The 3354-nt window shown below is 62.5% G+C and carries 3 protein-coding genes; 1 reads left to right on the top strand and 2 read right to left on the bottom strand.

The window, feature by feature from the left end:
• The coding region (locus tag FVW20_RS10350) for a Cache 3/Cache 2 fusion domain-containing protein (RefSeq protein WP_196609417.1) at positions 1-1773 on the bottom strand (1773 nt) is incomplete at its 3' end.
• Between the two features lie 422 nt (positions 1774-2195).
• Here FVW20_RS10350 and FVW20_RS10345 point away from each other — a divergent pair.
• Positions 2196-2741: a hypothetical protein gene (locus FVW20_RS10345; RefSeq protein ID WP_196609415.1), complete on the top strand. Its 546-nt coding sequence runs from the start codon at positions 2196-2198 to the stop codon at positions 2739-2741.
• A 112-nt stretch (positions 2742-2853) separates the two neighbouring features.
• Here FVW20_RS10345 and FVW20_RS10340 read toward each other — a convergent pair.
• Positions 2854-3354, bottom strand: a 501-nt coding sequence (locus FVW20_RS10340; RefSeq protein ID WP_307831485.1) for an RNA methyltransferase, incomplete at its 5' end; no start/stop codon positions are given.

Here is a 3354-nt window from a genome sequence, read left to right as displayed (position 1 = left end):
GGCGTTGGCCGCCGCCTGCGAGGCGCTGTGGGCCACCTCCAGCATGCTGGCGTTCATCTGCTCCATGGCGGTGGCCGTCTCGGAGGCGCGGGCGCGCTGCCTGTCGGCCCCGCCGTTGGCGTCCTGCACCTGGCGGGACAGTTCGTCCGCCGCGGTGGCCACCTGCCGGGCAATGACGTCGGCCTGTTCGGCCACGCGGGTTATGGCGGCGTGCTGGGCCTCTGTGCGGGCCTGCTGGGTGCGCAGGTCGGTAACGTCGGCATAGATGGTGAAAGCCCCGATGAGCGTGCCGTCAAGGTCGTACAGCGGGGCCACGTCCACCTGGGCGTGCACGGTCTTGCCGGTCTCGGTGGTCAGGTCCACGCTCAGGTTGCATTCGGCGCTGCCGCTTTTCAGGCAGCGCCGGGTGGCCATGTCGTCAACATCCCGGCCATACACGAAGTGGTCCAACTGCCTGCCTTCCCAGTCCCTGGGAGTGCCGGGGCGCTCCAGCAGGCGCACCAGCGCGTCATTGGTGAAGACCACCTTTTCGTCGGGCGAGCTGATGGCAAAGGGCATTGTCATGCCGTTCAGCACCCCCTGGGTGAAGCCTAGCTTGCTCTTCATCTCGGCCACCATGGCGTTGACCGCGCCAATGGTGTCGCCCACGGCGTCGCGCGCCTCGTAGCGCATGGTGGCGGAAAAATCGCCCGCTGCCACGGTGCGGGCATAGGCGGCCAGTTGCCCCATGGGCTTCATCAGTTCACGCACCAGCAGCCACACGAACAGCACCGCCAGCGCCAGCGCGGCCACGCCGCCGCCCGCCGTCCAGCGCAGCATGTCGGTGTCCGCGCCCTGCAACATCTCGTCGTGGGTCATGGCCACGGCCAGATACATGTCCCATGGCTCGAAATAGCGCACGTAGCCCACCTTGCGGCCCTGATATTCCCATTCCAGGAAGCCGTTGCGGGTTTCCAGCATCTGCTTGCCGTAGGCGTCCTGCAGGATATTGGTGCCGGTGCGGGTGGGGTGCTGCACTCGGGTGCCGTCGGGCGCAAAGATGAAGGTGTAGCCGCGCCCGCCCACCTTGGCCTGGCCGAACATGGTGCGGAAGGCCTCCGTAAGCAGGGGGTCGCCCACGAACAGCGCGCCGACGACCGCGCCATAGGAATCCTTCACAGGGCGGTAATGGGTGCGGAAGGCCTTGCCCATGACCATGGCGCGGCCCGTATAGTCGTTGCCCGAGGCAACGGCCTTGTACACAGGGCTGGATTCGGAAATGTAGGTGTCGATGGCGCGCTTGCCATGGGCATCGGTGATGGTGGTGGCCACGCGCAGCAGCTTGCCGGGCAGCAGCGCGAACAGGGTGGCGTCCGAACCCACGGTGCGCTTGTGCCGTTCCACCAGCGCGTTGGGCGAGAAGGGCAGGGGCATGCCGTCGCTGCTCAGTTCGAAATCGGGCACGGATACGGTGGATGTGGCCCCGGTCGTCTGGTCCGCCACCGTATGCGTGGCCGCGTTGGCCGCGCTGACGTGCAGTTCGCCCTGGCCCAGCAGCGCGCTGGCCAGTGCTTCCAGACTGTTGTGCAGTGCTTCGCCGCCAATGCGGTCCTGCATGGCCGCCACGCCGCACATGGCGTCCATGAACCCGGCCAGGTTGTCTTTGCCCAACCTGTCCAGCGTGCCCTGGGTTCGCCAGGCTACCAGGCCGGACAGGAACACGATGGTACACAGCACCACCCCGATGACTCCGGAATACATCTTGGTGCTGATCCTGAGTGTGTCTAGCCGCATTGTCGTCGCCTCCCGTTGACGGTCCCACGCAGGTGCGCAAGGCCTCACTTCCCCCGACGGGGGATTGCACTGTTTTTCACAAGAGGTCAATCGGTTTTGGTATGCCACGGTGCCAATGGAGTGAGTGGAAGTGACGGATTTGCAGCATCTCGGTTCCAAGGTTGCGCCATCGCGGTGCGGGAATTGTGCAGGATAGTAAGGAATTATTTATTTTGCGATTGCGCGGAAACGCGGACGTGTGTATCGATTTGTTGTTTTTGTGTGGGGCAGCATACTGCCCAGCAGCGGTGCCGTTGTTTTGACGGGGCAAGGGAGGCAGGCAGGTTGTCAATGTGCGCGGGTTCTGCGTGCGTGGTTGCGGCAAAATGCCGGCGCGTGACGCGGGGAATGCAATTTACGTATGATATTTAAGGGGTTTGTTCATGAAAAAATGGATTATTGCTGCGGCAATGGGGTTCGGATTGATGATTTTGTGTGTGGGAGATTCCTCAGCAGCTGACTTCCGTAAGATTATTTATGACCTTGAGTTTGATACGCCGACTGAATATAAAATTGCAGAAAATAAATACCGGAAGTTTAGCTACAGAAAAGGTGATCAAGATGGTCTTGTGTTGCCGTGCGTTGAAGGAGGTATACGAAATGAGAGATGTATATTCATACTTCCTGAACCAAGCGTGTACAGTGACAGCAAGAGTGACGATTTTGGGTTTGTTGTTGGTGCCGTAACTTACGGAGGGACTGGGGTTGTCGTCACCATGTGGGGTATCTATGTCGACAATGGATGGTATGTGACAACTCCTCCGGTGCGACTGGGCGACCGCATACACATTGAATCCGTCAAGTGTGTGGAAAATGCCATTACCATCAACGCTGTGGTGCAGGGTCCAGACGACCCACTGTGTTGTCCTACGCAAAAAGCGGTGCTCAAGTACCGTCTGGAACGTGGAAAGCTCGTCAGCGCACGGTGAAGGCAGTCGGAACCGTGCGTTGCGCACGTTCGAAATGCGTCAAGGCCGCAGCCCCGGGATATTCCCGGTTCTGCGGCCTTTGCATGCATGGGGCGGAGAAGCCTCGTGCCTCTCAGTTCCTTTCGTCGGTGCGTAGCGCGGTTAGGCGCTTCACCTGGCGGCACACGCCCATGACCAGGTCGAATTCGTGGCGGCGCAGCCGGGTGCGTCCCAGAAAGCGGCGCACCGGCATCATGAAGTAGTCCGGGTTGTCGGCGCGCAGGTAGTCGATGGCCAGCAGGGTGTCGCGCAGGGTGTCGTGCAGCAGTTCCAGTTCCGCGTGGTTGGCCAGGCGAGAATCCGGGGCCGGACCGGGGCGGAAGGGGTGCGCCGCCGTGCCCTTCAGGCATTCGTACAGCACCACCAGCACGGCCTGGGCCAGGTTCAGCGACGAGGCCTCCGGCGCGGTGGGAATGGTCAGCAGGCGGTGACAGTGCTCGATCTCGTCATTGGTGAGCCCCCGGTCCTCCGGGCCGAACACCACGGCCACCCGGTCGCCTCCGGCCAGCACCGGGCAGGCCTCTGCCGCCGCGCGCTCGGGTGAGAGCAGTTCGCGCCGCCAGCCGCCCGTGCG

It is taken from the genome of Nitratidesulfovibrio oxamicus (genome assembly GCF_015731765.1).
GTDB classification, from domain to species: Bacteria; Desulfobacterota; Desulfovibrionia; order Desulfovibrionales; family Desulfovibrionaceae; genus Cupidesulfovibrio; species Cupidesulfovibrio oxamicus.
Note: the sequence above shows the minus strand (reverse complement) of the source record. Positions and strands in the feature narration are given on the sequence as shown.